The following is a 20957-nucleotide window of genomic DNA, read 5'->3' as shown; positions in this document are numbered from 1 at the left end:
GGGCCCCCTTGTCTTCAACGACACGAACTCAATTCCCCACAAACCGCGAAGAGCCCAGTAAGGTGTCTGCCGGACAGACCACGACATGAGCGCCGTGCAAACGCGTTTGGATGCCTTCTTGAAGTAGTTCGCGGGCCAGGTGCGGTACTCGTTTACTTAAGCCGATGTGTGGGCACGGCTTTTTGAATCGGCGCTCCGCAGCCAGCCTGGAAATTGCAGTCAGATGCTGAATCAGACAAAGGGTGGCGACGAACTTTGATTTCCCGGACATGCGGCTCGTCTCAGAACATACGGTAGGAGACGACTACGTGGCTGCTATTTACCCCTTACCTCGACCTCCCGACAGGGAAAGTGCTCGCTGACCTGCGGGATGGCTCATGCAAAGATCCATATTCTTCGATTGGGGTAGCCTGACGTGTTTTTCTGCTGTTGACACTTCTATTTGGTTTGTGGTCGTCACCGGCGTAGTAGGAGTACGAGTATGCGTCTGGACCCTTTGCAGGCAGTCTGTTCATCACGATGCCAAGAACGTTCGCTTCCACCAGCCGTAGAGCATCCAGCGCCCTCTGAAGCTCTTGCTGACGTAATCTCTGAGACCCGACTACAACCATGACGCCGCCCACATGTTGGGATAGGACCGCGGCATCTGTTACGGGTAGTAGCGGCGGGGCATCGATGACTACAACATCGAATGCTTCCTCTAGCCGAGCTACGAGTTGGCCCATCTCATCAGACCCGAGAAGCTCACTGGGGTTAGGGGGGATCTGTCCGGAAGTCAGGACGTAGAGTTGGTCCTCGCCCCATTGCTGTAGCAGGTCGTTGACATCGGTTGCTCCGACAAGTGCTGTTGTGAGGCCGACGCCGCGGTCCAAGCTCAGGTATTCATTGACCATCGGGCGACGAAGGTCCGCATCCACCAAACAGACGGTTTGGCCCGCTTGCGCCAGGGCGATCGCGAGGTTTGTGGCGGTCGTACTTTTGCCTTCCCCGGGCACTGACGAAGTTACAAGCACTGATTTTGCATGCCGCGACACGTTTGCAAACTGAAGGTTGGTGCGGAGTTGGCGAAAGGACTCAGCCCGCGGGCTATGCGTCGAAGATTGTGTAAGCAACGGCCGTTTCATCGCATCTTGATCGAAGGCGATACCCCCAATCAGTGGTGCTTCCGTTATTCGGCGGAGGTCTCCTTCACTGCGTATCCGATTGTCCAAGAGGTTACGTACGACCGCGCCGGCCAGCCCCAGCATGAGTCCAACCACAAGACCCAAAAGCAGATTTATCTTGGTGTTTGGAGCAGAAGGTGAAGCGGGTGCCTCAGCTGGCTTTGTGATGGATAAGCTAACTGGCGAGGTTCCCTTTTTCCCGGGATTTTCTAGAGCATCCACAGAAACGATAAGGCTTTTTCCAACAGCTTGGGCAATTGCAGATGCTTGTACCGGCGATGGATCTGTGACGGCGATATTGATAAGTACCGTATTCACGTCTGTGGAGGCCGTTATTCGCTTACTGAGGTCTTCGGCGGTTGATGGAAGACCTAGGGTGTCGATCACTGGCTGCAGGACGACAGGAGAACTAACAATTTTCACATAGGACTGCACCCGGGCTTGGCTGAAAGTATTGCCTTGCTGCAGTTCTTGAACGCTTCCCGAGCCCTGGATGGAAACGAACAGCTGAGTCTCTGATGTGTAGGAGGGCTTCGTTAGTATCGATGCGGCGCCGCCGATGAGGAGTCCAACCAAGGCCGCGACCGCAATCAAAAGCCAACTGCGGCGCAGCACGCGAAGATAATCGTTGAGAAGCAAACCGAAGTCCCCCTGAGTCAAATTTGGGGGAGCCGGTTGACACACCCCGAGAACCGCACGTTATCTCGCGATCCAGTCGATTATACCTGCTCAGCGGCCTCCCACTTCGGACCGTTGCTGGGTGCTGGCCCGTCCGGTTTGCACTTTTCTTTAGGTGGATCGTATACGTCGGGGGAGCGGGGACGTCGGAACATCTGCGCTTCGGCACGCAGTGAATTTGTTGCTAGTTGCAAGTTCCTTGTAGGAAATTCATTCGGCTGCCACATGGGTGCTGATAATTCGGCTGTGCTGTTCGCACTCGCTGACAGTCCCGATCACGATGCGGGCACGCTTCCTGTAGGCAGCCTTGACTTGCCCCTCAGGCAAGGCGTCATACTCTGTCTCACCGTAAAGGGATCTCGCTACCGCGTTGATCGCGTCCGGGCTGATGTCTTCCATGCTCCGACGGTAGGGGTATTCCGAGGCCCGAGCACGAGAAGCGGATACCTGCATTCTCAGCGCTTTACTACTTGGAAGCGCCTCGAGAGACGATGCTACGGGTGATCGTAGTGACGGTAGGTTCGATCGTCGCGGGGCCCAGTATGTCACCTGCTCTTCGGCCGGCAACACATGACATCGATCGCTGCATTCTTGAATCAAGGGGTTTCTCCGGTGTTAGATGCAACAGGGTCGACTCGGTAGTCGCCCAATATGGGCCGGTCGTACCTAGGGATCTTGGGTATCTCAGGTGCCCTTGACGTCTAACATTGCTGTGATTTCGAGCTTTGATTTGCCCCGGAGAAGATTACCGAAAGATGCCCGTCGGCTCTTCATGCATAGTCATCGAGCTCCGTGAATAATGAACAAGAAGTCCGCTGATGAACTCCAGTGGCGCTCGGCAGCGAGTAGTGAACTTGGAAAGTGAGTAGTGAGTCCCAGGGGCGCCCTGCACATTCCAAGCGCGTCTTTGACCTTGCCATCGTCCGATCCAGTTGAGTCGCGGCGAAGCTTTGAGGTGCTGTCCGTGGGTACAATCGGTCACCAAGACGAACGCACACTGCTTTGCGGGAGGTACGGATACACATGTCGGAATGGCTCGAAGTCGGGACGGACAACTATGTGCTGGTCACTGAAGGATCCCTGCTGAACACTGGCCTTATCGTCGGCACAGAGCGTGCAATGGTCATCGACACCGGGTGTGGTCCCCGTCAGGGACGAGAAATTCTGAATGCTGTCAGGGAGAAGGCAGATCTGCCCCTCGTCGTCGTCAACACCCACGCCCATTACGACCACTTTTTCGGCAACGCCGTCTTCGCCGAAGCCGGCGTCACCGAATTCTGGGCGCACCAGAACTGTGCCACCGAGATAGACCAGCGCGGTGACGTGCAGCGCCGGCACGTTGGAACGCTGGAGCCTGAAATGGCAGCCGGTGAAGGTCAGAACATCGAGCTGCTAGTCCCTAACGCAATAGTCAAAGACCAGCCCGTCCTGGTGGACCTCGGTGGCCTCACAGCAACGCTGTTCTATCTAGGTCGAGGCCACACCGACGGCGATCTCCTGGTGGGAACGCCCACCACTCTCTATGTGGGTGACCTTGTGGAACAGGGAGCCCACCCCTCCTTCGAGGACTCCTACCCCGAGGAATGGGCAGTCGCCCTCCGGCACATCTCCGCGCTGCGGCACCGCTACGAATTCCTGATCCCCGGGCACGGCAAGCCCTGCAGCGACCAATTCGTCAAAACCATGGCCAACACCATGACCACAGCGGTCCGTCAGGCCCGCCAGTCCATCCGCGACACTCCCAACGACGCCACCAAAGCCATCCCTGTCCTGCCCTACGGGCCTGAACAATCGCGCTGGTTCATCAAGCGGCTCCAGGAGATGCGCGGGGAATCTGGCCGCGAGTAGTAGGGCAGGATGATTGGGAACAATGTGTGTCCTCGTTATTTAGAGTGGGGGGAGTTGTAGTGAGCGTTGGCTAAATCTGTTAGCCGTTAGGGGCCCATACCCGGTCTAACGTGCCCCATAAGTCGTAGGTACCTACATGACATAATCGGGGCATGGACTTCGCGGGGGTATTTGGTGCACTGCTTGGGATCGGCCTGCTGATCGGCGGCGCAGTGGTCGTGTGGCACGTCCACAATTGGCCGGTTCTCGGATGGATACTCATCGCGTACGGCGTCCTGACCAACTCCGACGCAACGCCGACCCCGGTTGTGAGTATCGGGAATATCCACGTATTCCAAGAAGACGCAATCAGCGCCCTCCTATTGGCTGTCACGATCCTTAGTGTCCGGACGGTGTGGCAAAATCTCGGGCAGCGCGCACTGATCCCGCTACTTATGCTGGCCGTTCTGGTGGTAAACCTTGCAATAGGTTTTAAGTCGTTCGGCATGCCGGCAATTGTCGAATTTCGACCGTTCTTCTACTTCTTCGCGTGCCTTGCTTGGGGGCTATCTCTCGACTGGGCGGGGGAAAGCGCTAAGAAGCATGCCCGATATTTCCTCTATATTTGCGGATGGGGACTAGTTGCCATCGCGGCCCTGAATATTGCTAAGCACGGAATCGCTTCGTCTTCGGATATGTATATCGACCCTGAGGGTACTTACCACACTCTCCGGCCAGTGGTTGCATCACAGGCGGCCGTACTGACGGTAGCCGGGCTATATGCCCTCTATGAGTGGGGTCGAGTTCGTGGCGCAAAACTCTTCCTGTCCGGAATCGCATTCTCTGGCGTAGTCATCGTTGCCCAGCATCGTTCTGTATGGATCGCTTTTGCGGCCGGCATCCTCGTGCTGGGCTTGCGGGCTGCGAGTGCTATCCGGTGGCGCATAGCTCTGCTTGCCATTTTCTCGTCGTTCGGGATACTCATCCTCGCGCTGTCAGGAGCTCTTACCACGGTCATGGACTCGTTTGCCGCGTCGATAGACGCCGTCACCGCCACCAACAGCACCCTCACCGATAGGACTTCTGGCTGGGATTCGCTGGTGTCCGACTCGCTCAGCCGTGGGCCCGCTGCTGTGCTTTTTGGACAGCCCTTTGGAACGGGCTATCTGCGTATCGGGCCAAACGGGCTCCCCCAAACTTATGCCCCGCATAACTGGTACGTCTCGATCTACCTCCGCACCGGCATCGTAGGTGCGCTGTCATTCAGCAGCATACTTTTGGGGGCGCTAGTTCGCCTGGCAAAGCAGCGCTCGATATGGGCTGGCGTCATGGCCTGTATCGCGGTCTTCGCTCTCGCCTACACCGTTCAGTGGTTCATTGCACCACTAATTGCAGCGGCCATCGCCATATCAAATACACAGAGCGCGGCTGCTGTTGAAGTGAAGGCCCCTAAGAAACTGCGCCCAGTTTCCGAGGCGTACCGGCATTTTCCTCAGAAGGTTTGATGCGTTCCCTTTGGTAGCTGGAGAAATTACAGCTACCCAAAGGGAACGGTTAGACCATCTCTGCTGCCACGTACGAGCGCACTGTTGACCCAGTCAGCGAACCGGCGGCCAATGTTGCTCCCGGTGCTTGTGAGGCTGACTTCCAATTTGCCACGGTCGGCTATCCCGGTTCATTGCACAGGTCCCAACCTTCAAGATTGGACTCGCTCCCGAACTCCGTAGCCATGCGGCTCCAGAAGTCGGCAAAGGCGGACGACGGCAAAGCTGCGTCTCCGAGGATCATCCGCTGCCCCGTCGTGCCGTCGTAGGAGTAGTAGAAGCCCTGGTTTTTCGGCCAGACGAGCAGAGTCAGGCCAGCCGCCCTAGCGTTCGTGAATTCCGCGTGAAGCCGGCTAACTTCGGTAGCATCGAGCGCCGCGTTCAGCGTTGGCTGCAACCGTTCTCAGCGGATCGTTAGCCGAACCATTGTGTAGCCACGAACTTCGAGAAATTTATAGGCCGCTGACCCATAGGTGTAGTCGGTGCCGAAGTTCCCGCGCCTGACATTGCCGAGATTTCCGGTGGCGGTACTTCCATACGGGTAGTACAGGTGCCCCATGGGGAAGTTGATCCCGCGCTCAGCACTGGATACTCGATTGTGTGATTCGATCACCTCAGCCGAACGCACAACTGTATCCAGGGTTCCGGCCATTCCTCCGCTGGCGCGATAGACCGCATGGGTATCTCCGGCGTTTTTCGTGCAGTCCACCTGCTTACTGCGATCGACTGCGCGTCTGCCCAGCTATAGATTGACTCTGCAACATCGTCCCACCGCGCCCCTTCTATGCCAGCCTTGATAGGGAGCCAAACTCCCCGATCCAAGGCCTGGCCCCGGATGCGCGGCACCCTTCTGCCCGGCGGTTCAGGTTGAGAATTGGGTGTTTATCAGCGCCTTCACTGAGGTGTCGGCCACCCCGGCGACTGGAGCCCTGAGCCGTCCGTCTGCGTTGATGCTGCCGAACGACCTGACCGCATCGGTTTTATCGATCTTCCCGGTGACGACTGTTGACAGATCCCAGTTCGTTGCACTGTAGCTAGCTCCGGATGTGAAGGCGGCCCTGGCCGACACAACATCACCGTTTGGGGAGAGAACTTTGTCACCGGCAGAGTAGGCCGTATTGGCTTTCCACTTGGGGACATATATGGCATTACTTTGTTTCTCAGAAGCGCGTTTGCAAGTCCCCTACTCCTGGCGACGACGCCCTGTTTATGCAGACATTCCTGCGCCAGTCCATCCGCGATACACCCACCGACGCCACTAAAGCCATCTGTTAACGCCAACCGAAAACAGGGCCAGTAACGCCAACTGAAAATAGGGCCACCGACCAATTATGGAAGGTGATCAATTTGGATGATTGGGCGGAGATACGCCACCTGTTTTCGACGGGCAAGCACTCGAAGCGGGAGATCGGCAGAATCGTGGGGGTTTCCCGCGGAACGGTGGACCGGGCACTGGAGTCGGACCGGGCGCCGAAGTATCAGCGGGCATCCGGGGTATCGAGTTTTGATGCCTTTGCTCCCAGGGTGCGGGAGTTGTTGGTGAAGACGCCGACGATGCCGGCCGCGACGCTGGCGGAGCGGGTGGGCTGGTCCGGTTCCGCGTCTTTGTTCCGGGCGAAGGTCGCTGTGATCCGGCCCGAGTACGCACCGCCTGACCCGGCCGACCGTTTGGTCCACGAGCCGGGCTTCCAGGTCCAGTGCGATCTCTGGTTCCCGCACGAGCCGCTGCCCGTCGGTGAGGGCCAGTCCGATACGCCCCCGGTGCTGGTGATGACCTCGGCGTTCTCGGGCTTCATCCAGGCCAGGATGTTGCCGTCGCGGACAACGCCGGACCTTCTTGGCGGAATGTGGACTCTGCTGCAGGACGCGCAGGCAGTTCCGTCCAGGCTGTTGTGGGACAACGAGTCCGGCATCGGCAGGCGCCGGCCCACGGAGCCGGTGGCCGCGTTCGCCGGGTACCTGGGGCTGGAGATCAAGCTGCTTCCGCCGCGGGATCCGGAGTCCAAGGGCATGGTCGAGCGGATGAACAGGTTCTTCCGGCAGCGCTTCATGCCGGGCCGGGACTTCCGCTCCCCAGCGGACTTCAACGGCCAGTTGGAAGACTGGCTGCCCAAAGCGAATCACCGGTATTCGAGGTCCCGCCACGGCCGCCCGGACGAGCTGATCGTCCTGGACCGGGAAAGGATGAGGGAGCTGCCGCCGGTGTCCCCGGAGGCGGTGTTCCGCAACGCGGTGCGGCTCCCGCGGGATTACTACGTGCGGGTGTTCTCCAACGACTATTCCGTGGACCCTTCATTCATCGGGCGGATCGTGGATGTCATCGCTGACCTGAACACCGTATGGGTCACCCACGAGGGGGTCATCATCGCCACCCACGTCCGGGCATGGGCCCGGCACCTGGTCCTGACCGACCCCGCCCACGTGGCCCGCGCAGCGGTGATGCGCCGAGACTTCCGAACTCAAAGAGTCCACCGCCCCGTTCCCGAGGAAGCAGTGGAGGTGCGGGATCTGGCCGCCTACGACGAGATCTTCGGCATCGACCTCGGCCAGCAGCCTGCGCTTCTCGAGGTGGCCTCATGACCGGGACACCGTCACAGATCGAGTACTACGCCAGGGCACTGCGGGCACCGCGGATCAGCGATGGGTTCCGCCGGCTCGGGGACCAGGCCAGGGACGCCGGCTGGTCCCACGAGGAGTACCTGGCCGCGGTCCTCTCCCGTGAAGTCTCCGAACGCGAAGCATCGGGAGCGGCGACACGGATCAAGGCCGCACGATTCCCGGCCCACAAGGACCTCGAGGAGTTCAACTTCGACCATCAGCCCTCTGCGGATCGGAACCTCATCGCGCATCTGGGCACCGGCGTGTTCCTCTCCGAAGCCAAAAACGTGGTCCTTCTCGGGCCTCCGGGCACCGGCAAAACCCATCTCGCGGTCGGCATCGGCATCAAGGCAGCCAAGGCCGGGCACCGAGTCCTCTTCGACTCCGCGACTGGCTGGGTCGCCCGGCTCCAGGAAGCCCACTCCCGCGGGAAACTCGCCCAGGAACTGGTCAAACTCCGCCGCTACAGTCTCCTGGTGGTCGACGAAGTAGGCTACATCCCGTTCGATCAGGACGCCGCGAACCTGTTCTTCCAGCTCGTCTCCAGCCGCTACGAACACGCCTCCATGATCCTGACTTCAAACCTCCCGTTCGCCCGCTGGGGCGACGTCTTCGGAGACCTGACCATCGCCTCGGCCATGATCGACCGGATCGTCCACCACGCCGAGGTCATCAGCCTCAAAGGCAACAGCTACCGGCTCAAGAAACACCAACCCGCCGCCAGTACGGCACAATAGAACCACAACCCCGTGGCCCCGTTTTCAATTGGCACAAATGGCCCTGTTTTCGGTTGGCGTTAACACCATCCCCGTCCTGCCCTACGGGCCCGAACAGTCCCGTTGGTTCATCAGGCGGCTTCAGGAGAACTGGCGCATCAGCCACGATGCCTCGTAACAAACCGTAGTTCCCGGGCAATCTTGAGGTTGGCGCCCTATGGTCAGCGCATGGGCCGCTACGAGGGAAGTTACGACGTTCGCTATTCGAAGCGGGATGCACGGCAGCGCAGGCTCCGGGTTCTCTCATATGTGGCACTGGCCGCTCTGGCAGTAGCCACCATCGGGGTGGTACTGATGGCGGTTCAGCGCTAGGCGCCACACGCAAGCAGAGCCTCAAAATCTGCCCGACCTGCGCAAACACTGATCTTGAGTCAACCTTGAGGGCAAACCGCAGGGTAATTTGCGTCTGCCCCGCCAAGGTGGATCCATGCTCTCACGTCTCCGGGCAGGGAGCGTTGTTCTCACCTGCGCCCTGTTTGCCGCCGTCCAGTTCCAGCCCGCCAACGCCGCGTCCGCCGCAACCGCGGCAGCGCCCACGGACAGCGTCGCCGCCTCCCACAGCAGCCCGGCAGCCACCCCCGCCAGCCTGGCCTCCGTGTCCGCCATGCCCGGCCAGTCCGGGCAGCAGCTCGCCGTCCCCGTCGCCCCCGGCCTGCGGCCCGCCCGCATCACCGGCAGCATTGCCGTCACCGGCCAGCCCACCACCGGCACCATCCGCGTCAGCGTCCAGGGGCGGGCCCTCCTCGAAGCGCCGGCCAAGGGAACCGTCGCCCTGGACGCCCCCGTCAGCGCCACGGACCTCACCGACCACCAGCTGGTCCTGGCCCTGGAATACAACCCCGCCGTCCGGGACGTCTGCACCGCCACCCAATCCACCGCCACGCTCAACAACATCAGCCTCACCACCCAGGGCACCGAAACCGCGCCCACCACCGTGGCCGAATTTCTTGCCCCCTCCGTGCCCGCCATCCTCATCCCCGTCCCGGCCGAGCCCTCCACCGACGTCTCCGCCGCCATCCTCGCCGCCTCCGCCGCCATGGCCCACCGCTACCCGGACGCCGCACTCACGCTCGTGCCGCCGTCGGACGTGGACGCACAGGCCGGCGCCCTCCCCGCCGGGTCCCGCATCATCACCATCAGCGCCACGGACGGCGCCGCCAGCACCACCCTCGGCACCCAGGCCGGCCGCCCCGCCCTCACCATCACCGGCACCGGCGAGGGCCTCCGCACCGCGGCCCGCGCCCTGGCTGACACCAAATCCGCCCTGGCGGACGGCGCCGCCGTCACCGGCATGACCTCCACCGTCCCCGCCGCGGCAGGGCCCGAACAAACCTTCGCGGACCTGGGCGCCCAGGCCATCCTGCTGGCCGGCTACGGAACCCAAGAAACGTACCTGGGCGTCAACCAGTCCCAGTTTGGCGGCCCCGTCTCCGCCATCAGCCTCCAGCTGCGCGGCACCCACACCGCCGTCCCCACCGGCGGGCAGGCCGCGCTCTCCGTCTACTGGAACGACTACCTGCTCAGCTCCCAAACCCTGGACGGCGACACCTTCGACATCACCGCGGACGTCCCCGCCGGCCACATCCAGTCCCGCAACGGCCTGCGCCTGCGCCTCACCGCCCTCCCCGCCGGCGGCGACTGCTCCGGCCCCGCGGGCCTGCTCCCCATGGAACTCACCGTGGACACCACCGGCAGCAAACTCACCGCCCAGCGCGGCCACTCCATCAAGCCCGGCTTCGCCCGCTTCCCTCAAGTACTGGGCACCACCCTCCCCATCGCGTTCGACGCCGGCGCTACCGCCCAGCAAAACACCAACAACGCAGCCACGCTGGCGTTCTCCCTCCAACGCGACAACGACTCCCTCCTGGACGTCCGCCTCACCACCCCCGACGCCCTTCTCGACTCCAGCGACTCCGGCCTCCTGGTGGGCGCCACCCCCGCCACCGCCGAACAAGCCGGCGCCCCGCTCCGGCTCGCCGGATTCCGCACCGTCTCCAGCCGGGACATCGAATACGGCGTAGGCACCAGCGCCCCCTACGGCGCCCTGGAAGCCTACGAGCACAACGGCCGCAACCTCCTGCTCCTGGGCGGCTGGGCCCCGGACACCGCCGACACCAAGGCACCGGCGGCCACCCCCGGCACCCTGCAGGCCAGCCTGGCCAGCTACGTCCAGCAGCAGCCCGGCGGCTGGAGCTCCCTGTCCCGCAACATCCTGGTCACCCAGACCAGCGGCAACCCCGTGCTGCTGGAAACCAACGCCATCACCCCGCAGGCCGAAGTCACCGACGGGTTCCGGCCACTGGCACTCTGGCTCGCCGCCGCAGCTGCCGCGCTGGTCCTGGCCGCGGGCACCCGCGTCCTGCTCCGCCGTCGCCACCGCCGCGCTGCCCAGGCCCACGCCGACGCCTTGGAACAGGCCGCCGCGGACACCGCCCGTGGCCAGTGACATGCAGGCGGCCCCCGCACCCCTGACGGACACCCCGGCCAGGCCGGCTGCGGGGGAGCGGACCCCATGGCTGCGCCGCACCTGGACCGCCCTGGGTTCCCCGGCGGCCGGGCGCCGCATCCCCGGCACGGCCACCATCGCGGTGGTGGCGGCCGCCGTCGGACTCCTGGCCTGCCTCTACACCACCGGCCAGGGCAGCAACCTGGACTACTCGGACGCGCAAAGCCACCTCACCATCGCCCGGCGCGCGTTCGATTCCAAAGCGCCCGGGTTCGAACAGCTCGGCACCGTGTGGCTGCCCATGCCCCACCTGCTCCTTATGCCGTTCATCATCAACCTCTGGATGTTCAGCAGCGGCTGGGGCGCCTGCGTGCTGGGCACCATCGCCCTGGCCGCCACCGCCGCCGGGCTGTACCGGATCTGCGCCCGCCTGGGCTACGGCCGCACCGGCCGGCTGGCCGCCGTGCTGGTGCTCCTGGCCAACCCCGCCATCCTCTACACCTACACCACCGCCCTCACCGAACCCGTGCTGCTCATGTGCCTGGTGGCCGGCATGGCAGGCCTGGCGCACTGGGCCACCAGCCGGCGCCGCATGAGCGCCGGCGAGCTCGCCGTGTTCGCCGGGATCCCCTCCGGCGCCGCCGTGCTCTCCCGCTACGAAGGCTGGGCCCTGGTGCTCACCGGCACCCTGTTCGTCCTGATCACCGAGCTGCGCCGCTCCCGCCAATGGCGCGAGGCCACCAAAATGGCCGCCGCCTACGCCATGGTCCCCGCCGCCGCCGTGCTCTGGTGGATCTCCTACAACTGGGCCATCTACGGCAACCCGCTGGAATTCATGTTCGGCCAGTACTCCGCCTACGCGCAGCAGAAAAACATCACGGACGGCGGCCTGCTCCCCACCAAAGGCAACCTGGGCCTGACCCTCTGGACCTTCCACTGGTCCCTGCTGGAAACCCTGGGCATCACCGTGCTGGCCGCCGCAGCGTGCGGCGCCCTGGTGGTGGTGTACCGGCGCGGCCTGGCCACCAGCACCCTGCTGGTGGCCGTCACCGGCAGCGCCTACGCCTTCGCCCTGCTCAGCCTCTACCTGGGCCAGACCGCCATCAACAACGACCACTCCCTCCCCAGCACCTGGTGGAACAACCGCTTCGCCCTCACCGCCCTGCCCCTGGCCGCCGTGCTGGTGGCGGCGTTCGTGCACCAGGTGACCCGCCGCCGTCGTACCCGCTCCTGGATTGTGGCGCTCCTGCTCCTGGCCCTGGCCGGGCAAAACGCGTGGTGGCTGCAGGACCCCGCCGGCCGGCTGGCCATCCTGGCCGAGGGCCGCATGTCCCACGAATCCAACACTTACTCCTTCGCCGCGGCCCGCTGGCTGAAACAGCATTACGACGGCGGCGGGATCCTCCTGGACGAAAGCGCCCGCGGGAACGCCGTGCTCCCCATGATGGGCATCCCGCTCGCCAACATCTACAACCGGGCCGCCGGCGACCACTTTGGCCCCGCCCTGCAGGACCCGGCCAAATACGCCAAGTGGGTGCTGGTGAACGTGGAAGGCGAGGACGCCCCCGCCGATTCCGGCTTCACGGACCTGGTGTACCAGGCCATCAGCGCCAGCCCCACGTTCAACGCCCGGTACGCCGTGGTGTTCTCCAGCCCCACCCACCGGATCTACGAAAGAACCGTCAACTGATGGCAGATTCAGCCCCGGTCCTCTCCACCCTCCGCTCCGGCGGCACAGCCGCCTCCTACGATGACGGTATGGGCGTGCAGTCCGTGGCGCTGGGCCAGACCCTGCTCCTGGCCGGCCTGATCACCACCGAACAGCTGGACCGGGCCCTGGTCCGCGCCACCACCGAAGGCGGCCTGCTGGGCCGGCACATCATCCTGGAAACCGGGCTGAACCGCCGGCACGTGTACCAGGTGCTGGCCGAACAGTGGGACGCGCCGCTGGTGGACCTGGTGCAGCACCCCTCGGACGACGCCCTGCTGGAGCAGTTGAGCTTCACCGAAGTCTCCGAGCCCGGCTGGCTGCCCTGGCACCTGGAAGACGGCGTGCTCACCGTGGCCACCGCCGTCAAACCCAACGAGGACATCCGCCGCGCCGCCCTCCGCATCCCCGGGGCGGAGCAGGTGGTGTTCCGCACCACCACCGACTGGGACATCAACCACTCCATCCAGCGCGCCTTCCGCAACCACCTGCTCTACGAATCCGCCGAACGCCTGGCCGAGGAACAACCGGACGGCTCGGCCCGCACCGCCCTGAACCTCTGGCAGCGGCTCCTGCCCGCCGTCCTGCTCAGCTGCCTGCTGGCCGGCCTGGTCCTCGATGCACAGCTGACGGTGATCGTGCTGCTCACTGCCGTGAACGTGGTGTTCCTGGTGAGCATCGGCTTCAAGACCCTCGCCAGCCTCCGCCAGCCCTTCGACGCCCTGCATGACCGCGCCGCCGCCAAGGCGCTGGCCCGGGAACTGGAACGGCGCGGCGCGGGAACCGGGGCCCTGGGTTCCGGCGTCCTGGGTTCCGGGACCGTGGGCGATCCGTCCGCGCTGGACGGCCGGATCCCCGACGGTGACCTGCCGGTGTACACCATCCTGATCCCGGTGTTCCGCGAGGCCAACATCATCAACAAGCTCCTGGCCAACCTGGGGCAGCTGGACTATCCGCGCTCCAAGCTGGACGTGCTGGTGCTGCTGGAAGAGGACGACACCGAAACCATCGAAGCGGCCAAACGCTCCCGGCCACCCGAGTACGTGCGCATCCTGGTGGTGCCCCGCGGCGAGCCGCAGACCAAGCCCCGGGCCTGCAACTACGGCCTGACGTTCGCCCGCGGCGAGTACGTGGTGATTTACGACGCCGAGGACCGGCCGGACCCGGGCCAGCTCCGCGCGGCCATTGACGCGTTCCGGCAGGACGCCTTCGAACGCTGCTACCTGGCCCCGGACCGGCGCCCGCTGATCTGCGTGCAGGCGGCCCTGAACTACTTCAACGCGGACCAGAACGTCCTCACCCGGCTCTTCGCCATCGAATACACCCACTGGTTCGACTCCATGCTCCCGGGCCTGGACCGCTCCGGTATCCCGCTCCCGCTGGGCGGCACCTCCAACCACTTCGACACCCGGCTGCTGCGCCTGGTGGGCGCCTGGGACCCCTGGAACGTCACCGAAGATGCGGACCTGGGGCTCCGCGCCGCCGTCGAAGGCTACCGGGTGGGCGTCATCAACTCCACCACCTGGGAGGAAGCCTGCTCCCAGGTGCCTGCCTGGATCAAGCAGCGCACCCGCTGGATCAAGGGGTACATGGTCACCGCCGCCGTGAACACCCGCAACACCGTCCGGTACGTCAAGCGCACCGGGGTGGCCGGCGCCGTCGGCTTCCTGGGCCTGATCCTGGGCACCCCGCTGGCCTTCCTCGCCTACCCGCTGGTGCTCGGCTTCACCATCGTCACCTACGTGGGCTACAACTTCGTGGGCCTGGTGCTGCCGGACTGGCTGCTGGTGGGCGGCGTGGTGTCCATGCTGTTCGGCAACGCCATGATGATCCTGGTCTCCGGGATCGCCACCTGGCGCCGGCACGGCTGGCGGATCGCCATCTTCGCTCTCCTGAACCCTGCCTACTGGGTGCTGCACGCCGTGGCCGCCTGGCGCGCCGCCTGGCAGATGCTCTCCAGCCCGCACAAATGGGAGAAGACCCCGCACGGCCTGGATGAGGAGTATCACGACGACGGGCGGTGGTCCGCGTGAACACGCACTTTTCCGTGCTGGACCCCGCAGCCCTGGAGCTGCCCGTCCTTAACCCGCAGCGCATCCGCGACCTGGGGGAGGAGCTGGACAGCTCCGCCGGCGCGCACGCCTTCCTGGGCAACTACCTGGAGATGCTGCCGGACCGGCTGTCCATGGTGGCCAAGGCCGTGTGCGCGGGGGACGTAGAGACCGCCATGGACCGAGCGCTCAGCCTCAAAGTCACCTCCACCATGGTGGGCGCCCTGCAGCTCGCGGCGCTCGCCGAAACCATGGAAGCCCTGATCTGCCGCGGCGACTGGGCAGCCGCGGAACCACTGCTCGATCTCCTGGCACCCGCCGTCGCCGCCGTCCGGACGGCCGGTGCCGTCGTCGTCAACGGCCTGCTGCAGCCCTGAGCCGCGGGATTGGGACGGCAGGTGGGCATGCCCGGGGGATCCTGCAGGTCCCGCTGGAGTTTTCCCGCCGATAGGCTGGCAGGATGACTGATGAGGGGACAGTCCTTGAGGCTGACGAGCTATTGGTGGGATACGCGGGGGCACCGGTGTGCGGTGCGGTGTCGATGGCCTTGCGAGCGGGCGATGTGCTGGGAATTGTTGGCCTCAACGGTGCCGGCAAATCCACCGTCGCCCGGACACTCGCTGGACGGCAGGTTCCACTGGCCGGTGACGTCAGAGTCCAGGGGCTACCCGGGGACCCTGACACGGTCCAGTTTCGCCGGGGCGTATCTGCAGTCTTCGATGACGACCTGTTCTTTCCTTCCCTGACTGTCCGTGAGCACCTGCTGCTCATTGCACGCGGGCATTCAATGAAGAACCCTGACGAGAGCGTTGACGCTGAACTCGCATTCTTTGGCCTGGCTGCCCGGTCACACGTCGTACCGGATGCATTGTCGTCTGGGCAACGGCGCAGGCTGCTGCTGGCAGCCGGCCTGATGCGTCCCTCGAACCTGCTGATCCTCGATGAGCCCGAACAACGCCTTGACCCGCTGATGCGCGATGATCTCGGGCAGCGGCTACGCGACTATGCCAGGGGCGGGGGAACGGTGGTGCTGGTCACTCACGATCCCGTCCTGCTGACCACCGCCGCATCGACCTGCCTGGTCATAGACGACGCCGTACACACCGTCACGCCAGAGCAGGGGGCGTTGACCATTGCCGGGAGTTGACGTTGAAATGCTCGCTGGCCGGGCCGCAGCCGTGTCCCGGGCAGCATCCAGCCGGTCTCTTGCCTGGGAGATCGTCAGGTCAACCCGGAGATCTTCGCGCCGGTACAACCGCAGCCGTACATCCGTGGCGGACCTTTTCGCGGACCTTTACAGCTACGCCTTGGCGCTGGGCTGCGCCCTGACAGTGGCTGTGTCTTTCGTCATCGGCCTGCGCATTGAGATTGCTGACCGGGGTCCTGCCGGGCGAGGCGTCATAAGCCCGGAGTGGCTCGTGCTGCCGGGCCCGGTCCTCTGGACGCTTCTCACGTATGCGGCCCTGGCCGGGATCACGACACTTGCCCGGAGGCTCGGTCCGATTTCTGTCCGGGGACCCGAAGGTGGTTGGTGGTTGCCCCTGCCAGTGGACCGGCGGCCGATGGTGCTACCGGCCTTTCTGCGCCGGTGCGTCCTCACCTGTGCTGGCGCAGTTGCCGCGTTCCTGCCCTTCAGCTTCCTGACCTCCCTTGAGCGCATTGCACCCCAACACCTGCTGGCATCAGCTACCTTCGGTGCAGTCAGCGTCCTGGCCGTAGCCCTGGCGGCACTGCAGCAGCTGGAGATAATCAACCCCCGGTTCACCCGTTCGGCCTCCGCCGTTGTCCTCCTGCCGTGTGCTGTTCTCCCTTCCCTGCCTTGGTCACCCTGGCCGCTGATCCTGGCGGCCCTGTCCGCCATCGTCCTCATCAGCGTCATTGCGCCACGTGCGGGCCAGGTTCGGGGAGCGGAGCTGATCCGTGGCGGCGCCGTGGCCGGCCACGCGAGTGCATCCATTTTCTTCTTGGACACCAACGAAATGTTCCGCGTGTTCCGAGGAAACCGGCACGCGGTCGAGACCGGGAGAGCAGCCCGCTTCTACGCCCGGCCTGCACGTGGCCCAGTCCGCGCGCTGTTCCGGGCAGACATCGTGGCATTCGTCCGCCTGCACCCGTCCATGGCTGCTCCGGTGTTCTGTCTGGGGGCATGCATCTCGGTTTTGCTCGTCGACGCCGGACTGCCCGCGCCCCTTCAACTCGCCGTCATCACCCTTGCAGGCTGCGCCACTGCTTCCAGTCTTGGAACCGTGCCGCGCCGGACAACCTTGGTACCTGAACTCGACGCACTCCTGCCCGTAGCGCCGACCCTGGTGAGGGCCAGCAGGACACTCATGCCGGCCCTTGCAATGGCCCTCTGGATGGCATGTTTGAGCGGAATCCTGGTGATGCTGGGGCCCGTTGGACCCGCTCTCATCCTGATGGGGGCGCTATCGGGTGTCGCGATGGGCGCCGGTGCGGTACGCAGCGCGACCCGTCCGGCACCTGACTGGTCCGTTCTCCCGGTCGAAACACCATTCGGGCCGGTTCCCCAAGCACAATTCTCGTCGCTCTTGCGCGGGCTGGACGTAACCATCCTCGCGCTGGGCCCGCTGCTGCTTGCCCTCTACCTTGGCGCAGTCAACCCCTACCTGATCATCCTGCAGGCTATCGTCAGCACCGGCGTGGTTGCCGTCGTCGTACTCCGTCCTTTCAGCACGCGGTAGTCGCCGTAACACTGATGGCAAGCCCTGCACCCGTAGGCCTTGCACCTCCGAGCCCTGCGCCGCTGAGCCGCGGTTCCTGGGCTAGGACCCCGCTGGGCGGCACGTGGTCCCGGACCCGTACTTGAGCCAGTCCGGCAGCGCCGCGGTGAAGGCCTCACGGATGGCCGGGGTGTTGGTGATGGTCCAGTCGATCCGGCCGTTGACTTCGGTCTCGTTCTTGTCCCACTCAAACCAGTTGATCATCTTCAGGTTGGGGAACTGGGCGTGGGTCTGTTCGCCGAACACCTGCTCCCACCAGGCCCGCTTGATGTCCGCCTCGGAGGCGCCGCCCACTGCGGGGTTGTACAGCGCGGCTGTTTCCGGGATGGCCACCGGCTTGTTATGGTCCTTGCCGTACACGCCGTAGAAATCCGGCAGCAGGCTGTCATCGCCGTTGGTGCCGTTGTAATTGCCGGTGAGCTGGTCCGCGAACTTGTTCGCCTCAGGGATCTCGTTCTCGCCCCACGGGTACTTGGCGCCCCAGTGGTACAGCGACATGCCCGCCCAGTCCACCGCGTCATCCCCCGGGTAGTACGGAGCGTAAGCGTCGTCCGCCATGGTGATCACGCCGTCGTGGTTGGTGTCCAGTGCCGCGAAATCGGCAGTGCCCGGTTTGGCCTCATACTTGCCACCGGCGAACGGGTAGCCGCCGCCATAGTTCGGCGCCCACATCATGGCCGAGCCCGGCGCCGTGGTGTGCACCGCATTGGCAAGGGTCTTGAACGCGGCAACGTATTCCAGCGGCTGCTGGGACCAGGCGTACCAGGAGCCGTTCATTTCGTGGGCGAACCGGACAATCACCGGGACGCCGGCCTTGTTGAACCGGTCCAGGTCCTTCGCCAAAGCGGTTGCGGTGGCATCGGTGACGGCCGACAGGCCATCGGCGGGTTCCAGGGTCAGGAGCATCATGTGGCCGTCCGCGCGGATCTGGTCGACCGCCCGCGCAAGGTCATCCTCGTCCTTGGCGGTGAGGGGGAACCCGGTGAAGGACACGCTCACTGCCGGTTTGTGGCCCAGGTCCGTGGCGAACGTGGCCAGTGGCTTGGAGTGGAAATCCAGGTTTACTCCGAACAAGGCGCCATCAGCCGGGGCAAGCGATGACCGGGGCGTCACCTCGCAAGTGGAGACGTCCGGCGTTGACTGTTGCCGGTGGGCAATGTCATTGGCGAAGTTCCACCCCGCGACACCCAGCGCCACCAGTCCGATCACCACGGGAAGCACGAATGCCCGGCGCAGCTCGGCCCTGTTCGCTTTCCGGGATTCGTTGTGCCCCGCAGGATTTTCCCCCACAATCAATACCAAACCTTTCCTGACCAGCAGTTCTGTCCCATCCTAGGGATCAGCCGCCCACCTTGTTGATACTTCCCGGTGCGGCACGATATCCGCGTCCTGGGCTAGGGCGTATCTCCTAAATCCGGGCCTCTTTGAGTCGGATTGCTTGATGAGTGTAAATCAGTGCTCACACCCGCAGGGGGCGGAAGCGGGCAAGATGAGTCCGGCGACTTGCTTGCCGGCGGCAGCCTGCTCGAAGGCGACATCGCCCTCCGTAGATTTAAGCAGCAAGCCTATCGAGGAAAATGCACCTGGGTCGCTCCCAGGGCCCACTTCAAAAACAATTTGGTAGTCCTTGTCGGCTGTCCATGTTCCGCCTGCGGGGACGGTTATGGGCCCAGGCCACGTAGTCGGGCCACAGCTTGGAAGGGCTACGTGTGATGTAGGAAGGTCCTTCCTGTACCAGCCAGTTCCTTCGGAGTTTTCCGGTCCGTTATAGACGAGCATCGGCCCGGATTCCGTCTGGCTGATCGATTGGGGTTTATCGCAGTCGTTCAGGTCAAAAGTCATGCTTTGAGTGCTGCTGTTTGTTATGGCTTGCAGGGCAATCACAAAGGACGGCCTGCTGATGACGTGCTCTGCGCCAGTTACGCCAGCGACAATCATGTGCGCATTCGTGTAGTTTCTGCCCTGTGAAAGGGCACTTCTCCCCCAGAAGAAGGTGTCACCCGTGTTGGAACCGACTACGTTCTCCATGGCATATACCTCGGAAGCAGTCCACGGCCCGATACCGTACACAGGGTCTGGGACCGCAGACGCGGACGCCGGCCCCGTCGTCTCCTGAGGAGAGCTCGTAACGGCTTCCTGTGACGCATCAGCAGCCGGCACGGCTGCGGGATGCTCGCCTGCTGGAGGGGTTTGGGGCCTGAAGACCACCAATATGGCCGCGAGAACGGCAACGACGGCACCGACGATAAGGATCTGGAAAATAGGCGAGGCTGCATGCGGCGTGCGGTTCTGCCCGGGACTCGTTTGCGATGCGCTCTTCCGCTCGGCCAGGGTTCCCAGCAGTGGCACGCGGACATCCTGGGTAGGTGAGTCCGTCCCGGAAAAGACACCCAAATCATCGATCAGGGCTTCCAGTTCCGCAGCAACGGAATACATCGGAGGCCGCGCTGCCGGATTAGGATCCAGGCAGCGCCGGATCAAACGGGACAGGGCATCCGGCAGGTCCGAGAACCTTGGAGAGTCAGGTGGGTGCAGCGTGGCATTCTGGAACCGGTAAAAGTCGAATCGGACGTGCAGGTCCCCCTCCTGCCACGGGTGGAAACCCTGCGTGGCAGCGTAGAACAGCACGACGCCGAAGCTCCACACGTCGGACGCCGCCGGCACGTATTCGGTGCCGTTGAACCCGTCCAGCGGCGTCCACCGGGCAGAGTTGGGCATTGTTTCAGTTTGGGTGGCCCCTTCTTCCATCCGGAGAGACCGGATACCGCCCAGGTCCACGATCCGTACCAACGGCAGGCCGTGGCCAGGAACAGATCCCGCCGGCAATGCCGCTGGCGTGCCGATACGCTTTGGACTCCGGCCAGACAACGAGAAGATTGGCTGGCTTGATGTCCCTGTGGGCTGTGGCCATCGGTGGCCCGTCCAGCGACTCAATGACGACGTGTACGGCTGCCAGTGCCCTGGCAGCCGGGAGAAAGGCTGCTGCGGTAAGCCCGGGGTCAAAAGCCCAACGATGACCGGGCTCGTGTCCAATGAATTTGTCCAACTGCGTTCCGGCAAAGGGCATGAGGTCGAATCGAATTGTTATGCCCTGGACCATGTCATTCTTGATGCGGTCCACCTTGCCAAAGCCGTAGAGGCTCACCATCCCAATCATCGATTCCGGATCAGCCTGCTGCAGGTTGATAATTCTCTGAAGGGCATGACTGCGCCGTGGGCTAACGGCCGCAAGCTTGCTGCTGAAGCGCGCAATGAGCGGCGTCCCACGGGTAATGCCGAGCGCATCGTAGTCTTCATCCGACCAATGGCCTGAGGGCTCAACCTTGAAGACAGTGGCCTCTCCGCCAAAGCCCTCCGGCACTGGCGCAACACTTACCCAGAGCGTCCTGGGCTTGTTCCTGCGCGTTGTGGACGATAGAAATACG

17 protein-coding genes are annotated in these 20957 nt (G+C 63.8%); 12 read left to right on the top strand and 5 right to left on the bottom strand.

The window, feature by feature from the left end:
* Positions 1-326 precede the first annotated feature (326 nt).
* Complete coding sequence (locus tag QRN53_RS21685) at positions 327-1802, bottom strand: tyrosine-protein kinase domain-containing protein (RefSeq protein ID WP_285245875.1); 1476 nt, start codon at positions 1800-1802, stop codon at positions 327-329.
* Between the two features lie 249 nt (positions 1803-2051).
* Positions 2052-2240 carry a hypothetical protein gene (locus QRN53_RS21680; RefSeq protein WP_285245874.1) on the bottom strand — a complete coding sequence of 63 codons (189 nt, stop codon included), beginning with the start codon at positions 2238-2240 and terminating at the stop codon, positions 2052-2054.
* A 624-nt stretch (positions 2241-2864) separates the two neighbouring features.
* Here QRN53_RS21680 and QRN53_RS21675 point away from each other — a divergent pair.
* Both QRN53_RS21675 and QRN53_RS21670 read left to right on the top strand, forming a co-directional pair.
* On the top strand, positions 2865-3689 hold the full coding sequence (locus QRN53_RS21675) for an MBL fold metallo-hydrolase (RefSeq protein WP_285245873.1): 825 nt from the start codon (positions 2865-2867) through the stop codon (positions 3687-3689).
* Positions 3690-3841: 152 nt separating this feature from the next.
* Positions 3842-5173: an O-antigen ligase family protein gene (locus QRN53_RS21670; protein WP_285245872.1), complete on the top strand. Its 1332-nt coding sequence runs from the start codon at positions 3842-3844 to the stop codon at positions 5171-5173.
* A 442-nt stretch (positions 5174-5615) separates the two neighbouring features.
* Here the strand turns inward: QRN53_RS21670 and QRN53_RS21665 are convergent, their stop codons facing one another.
* The gene (locus tag QRN53_RS21665) at positions 5616-5864 is read right to left on the bottom strand and encodes a hypothetical protein (protein WP_285245871.1); all 249 of its coding nucleotides are present in this window, start codon (positions 5862-5864) and stop codon (positions 5616-5618) included.
* Positions 5865-6550: 686 nt separating this feature from the next.
* Here QRN53_RS21665 and istA point away from each other — a divergent pair.
* The 9 genes from istA to QRN53_RS21620 all read left to right on the top strand — a co-directional run bounded on the left by istA (position 6551) and on the right by QRN53_RS21620 (position 17493).
* Positions 6551-7792: an IS21 family transposase gene (gene istA, locus QRN53_RS21660; protein ID WP_285245870.1), complete on the top strand. Its 1242-nt coding sequence runs from the start codon at positions 6551-6553 to the stop codon at positions 7790-7792.
* A complete protein-coding gene (gene istB / locus QRN53_RS21655) occupies positions 7789-8547 on the top strand; it encodes an IS21-like element helper ATPase IstB (RefSeq protein ID WP_248761486.1) in 759 nt (252 codons plus the stop codon). The genes istA and istB overlap by 4 nt, the downstream gene beginning before the upstream one ends.
* Positions 8548-8754: 207 nt before the next feature.
* Positions 8755-8898, top strand: coding sequence for a hypothetical protein (locus tag QRN53_RS21650; protein WP_285245869.1), 144 nt, complete (start codon positions 8755-8757; stop codon positions 8896-8898).
* 115 nt (positions 8899-9013) lie between these two features.
* Positions 9014-11032 carry a hypothetical protein gene (locus tag QRN53_RS21645; RefSeq protein WP_285245868.1) on the top strand — a complete coding sequence of 673 codons (2019 nt, stop codon included), beginning with the start codon at positions 9014-9016 and terminating at the stop codon, positions 11030-11032.
* Positions 11022-12722, top strand: a complete 1701-nt coding sequence (locus tag QRN53_RS21640; RefSeq protein ID WP_285245867.1) for an ArnT family glycosyltransferase — start codon at positions 11022-11024, stop codon at positions 12720-12722. Before QRN53_RS21645 ends, QRN53_RS21640 begins: the two co-directional genes overlap by 11 nt.
* Positions 12722-14773, top strand: coding sequence for a glycosyltransferase (locus QRN53_RS21635; RefSeq protein WP_285245866.1), 2052 nt, complete (start codon positions 12722-12724; stop codon positions 14771-14773). The genes QRN53_RS21640 and QRN53_RS21635 overlap by 1 nt, the downstream gene beginning before the upstream one ends.
* Entirely contained in the window at positions 14770-15168 is a 399-nt protein-coding gene (locus QRN53_RS21630) for an Hpt domain-containing protein (RefSeq protein WP_285245865.1), read from the top strand. Before QRN53_RS21635 ends, QRN53_RS21630 begins: the two co-directional genes overlap by 4 nt.
* Before the next feature lie 83 nt (positions 15169-15251).
* On the top strand, positions 15252-15938 hold the full coding sequence (locus tag QRN53_RS21625) for an ABC transporter ATP-binding protein (protein WP_285245864.1): 687 nt from the start codon (positions 15252-15254) through the stop codon (positions 15936-15938).
* 7 nt (positions 15939-15945) lie between these two features.
* Positions 15946-17493 carry a DUF6297 family protein gene (locus QRN53_RS21620; RefSeq protein ID WP_285245863.1) on the top strand — a complete coding sequence of 516 codons (1548 nt, stop codon included), beginning with the start codon at positions 15946-15948 and terminating at the stop codon, positions 17491-17493.
* Between the two features lie 81 nt (positions 17494-17574).
* Here the strand turns inward: QRN53_RS21620 and QRN53_RS21615 are convergent, their stop codons facing one another.
* Together QRN53_RS21615 and QRN53_RS21610 are read right to left on the bottom strand one after the other, a co-directional pair.
* On the bottom strand, positions 17575-18834 hold the full coding sequence (locus tag QRN53_RS21615; protein ID WP_285245862.1) for a glycoside hydrolase family 26 protein: 1260 nt from the start codon (positions 18832-18834) through the stop codon (positions 17575-17577).
* 150 nt (positions 18835-18984) lie between these two features.
* A complete protein-coding gene (locus QRN53_RS21610; RefSeq protein WP_285245861.1) occupies positions 18985-20310 on the bottom strand; it encodes a protein kinase in 1326 nt (441 codons plus the stop codon).
* A gap of 235 nt (positions 20311-20545) precedes the next feature.
* Between QRN53_RS21610 and QRN53_RS21605 the strand changes: the two genes are divergently transcribed.
* Entirely contained in the window at positions 20546-20845 is a 300-nt protein-coding gene (locus tag QRN53_RS21605; protein WP_285245860.1) for a hypothetical protein, read from the top strand.
* Positions 20846-20957 lie beyond the last annotated feature (112 nt).

The organism is Pseudarthrobacter sp. fls2-241-R2A-127, assembly GCF_030209355.1.
GTDB lineage: Bacteria > Actinomycetota > Actinomycetes > Actinomycetales > Micrococcaceae > Arthrobacter.
Note: the sequence above shows the minus strand (reverse complement) of the source record. Positions and strands in the feature narration are given on the sequence as shown.

Excerpts from the sequence above, each read along its gene's own strand:
- QRN53_RS21680 (WP_285245874.1), bottom strand. The coding sequence starts at position 2,240 with ATGGAAGACATCAGCCCGGACGCGATCAACGCGGTAGCGAGATCCCTT.
- QRN53_RS21675 (WP_285245873.1), top strand. The coding sequence starts at position 2,865 with ATGTCGGAATGGCTCGAAGTCGGGACGGACAACTATGTGCTGGTCACT.
- QRN53_RS21670 (WP_285245872.1), top strand. The coding sequence starts at position 3,842 with ATGGACTTCGCGGGGGTATTTGGTGCACTGCTTGGGATCGGCCTGCTG.
- QRN53_RS21665 (WP_285245871.1), bottom strand. The coding sequence starts at position 5,864 with ATGGCCGGAACCCTGGATACAGTTGTGCGTTCGGCTGAGGTGATCGAA.
- istB (WP_248761486.1), top strand. The coding sequence starts at position 7,789 with ATGACCGGGACACCGTCACAGATCGAGTACTACGCCAGGGCACTGCGG.
- QRN53_RS21650 (WP_285245869.1), top strand. The coding sequence starts at position 8,755 with ATGGGCCGCTACGAGGGAAGTTACGACGTTCGCTATTCGAAGCGGGAT.
- QRN53_RS21645 (WP_285245868.1), top strand. The coding sequence starts at position 9,014 with ATGCTCTCACGTCTCCGGGCAGGGAGCGTTGTTCTCACCTGCGCCCTG.
- QRN53_RS21635 (WP_285245866.1), top strand. The coding sequence starts at position 12,722 with ATGGCAGATTCAGCCCCGGTCCTCTCCACCCTCCGCTCCGGCGGCACA.
- QRN53_RS21625 (WP_285245864.1), top strand. The coding sequence starts at position 15,252 with ATGACTGATGAGGGGACAGTCCTTGAGGCTGACGAGCTATTGGTGGGA.
- QRN53_RS21620 (WP_285245863.1), top strand. The coding sequence starts at position 15,946 with ATGCTCGCTGGCCGGGCCGCAGCCGTGTCCCGGGCAGCATCCAGCCGG.
- QRN53_RS21605 (WP_285245860.1), top strand. The coding sequence starts at position 20,546 with ATGACCGGGCTCGTGTCCAATGAATTTGTCCAACTGCGTTCCGGCAAA.